Here is a 3,392-nt window from a genome sequence, read left to right as displayed (position 1 = left end):
AGCCATGGTCGGCAGCGTCATGAAAGCCACACCCGGCTCCCCTGGGTCCCCAAACCCTACGAATGGCTGGGGCAGGCCCGGCAGAAAGGTAGAGCAGCCTGAGCCAGGAATCCCCCTCCCTTCCGGGAGGGGAGGATGTCAAAGGCCCAGGGAGACGGCCAGGCGCGTGAGCTCGGCGGTGTTGCTGATGCCGAGCTTGGTTCGGATCCGGCGCAGATACGCATCGACGGTGTGTTTCGAGAGCCCCATGCGCCGGGCCGTCTGCACGTAGGTGTGCCCGGCGGCGATGTGCTGCAGCGCCTCGCGCTCACGCGGGGCCAGCGCGGCCGGCCCGCACGCGAAGGCAGAGGCGGGGGTGGGGGCTTTGGCGTACAGGGCGGGTGCGAGGTTCATGGCGGCTTTCCTTCGGCGCATCGGTCCGGTCGTCCCGGCCCACATCTTCGGAGTTACACGGATGTCGAAATGTGGGCATTTGCCCCTAACGGACACAGGCAGGCTCGGGCCGGTTCCACGCCGTCGCACATTTTCTGAAATTTCCGTTATCTGCCCATGTCGGTGACGTACAGAACCACCCTCGGCACCCCGCCCCGCACACAGCGCACCGCCCACCGCGGGCGGTCCGCGCGCCCGCCTGGCCCGCGAGCGCCGTGCTGGTGCTTCCTGCCCCGCAGGATCATGCTTGTCAGTAGGGCCCTGGCCGCGGAGGTTCCCCCGGGAACAGCGGCCGAGGAACGAGCGAGGCGAGATGAGCGCCGATGGAGCACCTTCCCACTCCTCCTGGTGAACGGCCGGGCGAGGCGGACGCCCCGCTCGAGCCGCCCCGCACCGCCACCGTCACGGCCACGGCCACCGTCGACGAACACGGCATCGTGACGGGGTGGGGCGAGGGCGCCCGGCGCCTGCTCGGCTACGAGCCCTCACAGATCATCGGCCGCCCCGCCACCCGCCTGCTCGCCGACGACACCGGCGAGGCCGCCCGCCGGGCGGCCGGGCACCAGGCGGCCGGCAAGAACCGGTGGAACGGCACCGTGGTGCTGCGCCACCAGGACGGCCGCCGCCTCGAACAGCACCTGCTCGCCCACCGCCGCACCCCCACCGGCGGTGCGGCCACCGAGTGGCTCCTTCTCTGCGCCGTGACCAGCCCGCCGCCGCACCCCGAAAACCGCCCGCAAGGCACACCGGGCGCACCGGGCGAGCGGGGGCAGGAGGAGGAGCCGGGCGGGCTGGGGGAGCTGAAGGAGTGGGCGTTCGCCCAGTCCCCCTGCACCCTGGCCGTCTTCGGCACGGATCTGCGGCTCATCGCGGCGAACACCGGCATGGAGCGCGCCCTCTCGCTCACCGAGGCCGAGATGCGCGGGCTGCGCCTGGTGGACATCACGCCGCACCCCGCGGGCGAGGAGATCCAGGCGCGGATGCGCCGGGTGCTCCAGGACGGCGAGCCGCAGTGGACCGAGGCCTTCCTCCCCACCGCCCATGCCGGATGCGCTGACGGCCCAGAAAGCGGCCGGCCGGTGTCGCTGACCGCGCTGCGCGACGGAGCGGGCCGGCTGCGGGGCGTGTGCCTGACCGCGTACCAGGGGCACGAGGAGCACACGGACAGGGAGCGGATGCTGCTGAACGAGGCCGGCGCCCGTATCGGCACCACCCTGGACATCGCCCGCACAGCCCAGGAACTCACCGACGTCGCCGTCCCCCGCCTCGCGGACTTCGCCGCCCTCGACCTGCTCCCCGCGCGCGGTGAGGAGACGGACGCCACCACTTTGGCCGGGCCGGTCACCATGCGCCGCGCCGCCGTGCGCTCAGTCCTGGAAGGAAGCCCCGAGTCCCCAGTCGCCGTCGGCGAGTCCAGCACCTACCCCGCGCTGTCCCCAGTGGCCCAATGCCTGACAAAAGACCGCGGGGCGCTCTACGAGATGACCGGCCCCACCCTTGCCCGGTGGGCCGGCCAGGACCCAGGAGCGGCCCGGATCCGCGAGTGGGGCACACACTCGCTCATGGTGGTGCCGCTGCGCGCCCGAGGCACCACCCTGGGCGCCGCCCTTTTCAGCCGCCACCACAACCCCGCCCCCTTCACCCCCCAGGACCTGCAACTGGCCGAGGAGCTCACCGCCCGGGCCGCCCTGAGCATCCACAACGCCCGGCGCCACACCCGCCAACGCACCACCGCCATGACCCTGCAGCGCAGCCTGCTCCCGCGGACCCTGCCCGAGCAGGCCGCCCTCGAGATCGCCTCCCGCTACCTGCCCGCCGACCCCCTGACCGGCGTCAGCGGCGACTGGTTCGACGTGATCCCGCTGTCAGGCGCACGCGTCGCCCTCGTCGTCGGCGACGTCGTCGGCCACGGCATCCGCGCCTCGGCCACCATGGGCCGGCTGCGCACCGCGGTCAGCACCCTGGCCGACGTCGACCTGCCGCCCGACGAACTGCTCACCCACCTCGACGACCTCGTCATCCGCCTCTCCGCCGACGAAGCCACCCCCGAAGGCGCCCCCGAAGGCGCCGGCGGCATCGGCGTCACCTGCCTCTACGCCGTCTACGACCCCGTCACCCGCCGCTGCACCCTCGCCCGGGCCGGCCACCCCCCGCCCGCCGTCGTCACTCCCGACGCCGCCGCCTACCTCCTCGACGTCCCCGCCGGCCCCCCGCTCGGCCTGGGCGGCCTGCCGTTCGAGGCCACCGAGACCGAACTACCCGAAGGCAGCCTGCTCGCCCTCTACACCGACGGCCTCCTCGAACCCCGAGACCACGACATCGACGAAGCCCTCGACAACATGTTCGCCGCCCTCGTCCGCCCCGCCCACACCCTCGACACCGTCTGCGACCACGTCCTCACCGCCACCCTCACCCACCGCCCCGACGACGACATCGTCCTGCTCCTCGCCCGCACCCACGCCCTCAGCGCCGACCGCGTCGCCGCCTGGGACCTGCAACCCCACCCCGCCGACGTCGCCCACGCCCGCCAAAATGCCACCGCCCAGCTCACCACGTGGGGACTGACCCACGCCGCCTTCATCACCGAACTCATCGTCAGCGAACTCGTCACCAACGCCATCCGCTACGGCAAACCCCCCGTCCAGCTCCGCATGATCCACCACAACACCACCCTCATCTGCGAAGTCTCCGACACCGGCAGCACCACCCCCCACATGCGCCGCGCCCGCGTCTACGACGAAGGCGGACGCGGCCTCCTCCTCGTCGCCCAACTCGCCGACCGCTGGGGCACCCGCCATACCCCCACCGGCAAGACCATCTGGGCCGAACAAACCCTGACGTCCTGAAGGACGGGGATTCCTGCCGCGGCCGGCTGACCGTCTCGGTGGGTTCCTGCTTCAACGCGCTGTGCCGGGACCAAAGTCCTGGTCTTACCTGCGCTCGGCGAGGCGTTTAGCGTC

At 72.4% G+C, this 3,392-nt stretch carries 2 protein-coding genes; one reads left to right on the top strand and one right to left on the bottom strand.

The features are described 5' to 3' along the window. Positions 1-138: 138 nt before the first annotated feature. Entirely contained in the window at positions 139-393 is a 255-nt protein-coding gene (locus ABZ818_RS42620) for a helix-turn-helix transcriptional regulator (RefSeq protein WP_361427666.1), read from the bottom strand. A 362-nt stretch (positions 394-755) separates the two neighbouring features. Between ABZ818_RS42620 and ABZ818_RS42615 the strand changes: the two genes are divergently transcribed. Next, the gene (locus tag ABZ818_RS42615; protein ID WP_361427663.1) at positions 756-3,278 is read left to right on the top strand and encodes a SpoIIE family protein phosphatase; all 2,523 of its coding nucleotides are present in this window, start codon (positions 756-758) and stop codon (positions 3,276-3,278) included. Positions 3,279-3,392: the final 114 nt, after the last annotated feature.

It is taken from the genome of Streptomyces sp. NPDC047453, assembly GCF_040643155.1.
Lineage (GTDB): Bacteria > Actinomycetota > Actinomycetes > Streptomycetales > Streptomycetaceae > Streptomyces.
The sequence above is the reverse complement of the archived record's forward strand: the minus strand, read 5'-3'. Positions and strand labels throughout refer to the sequence as shown.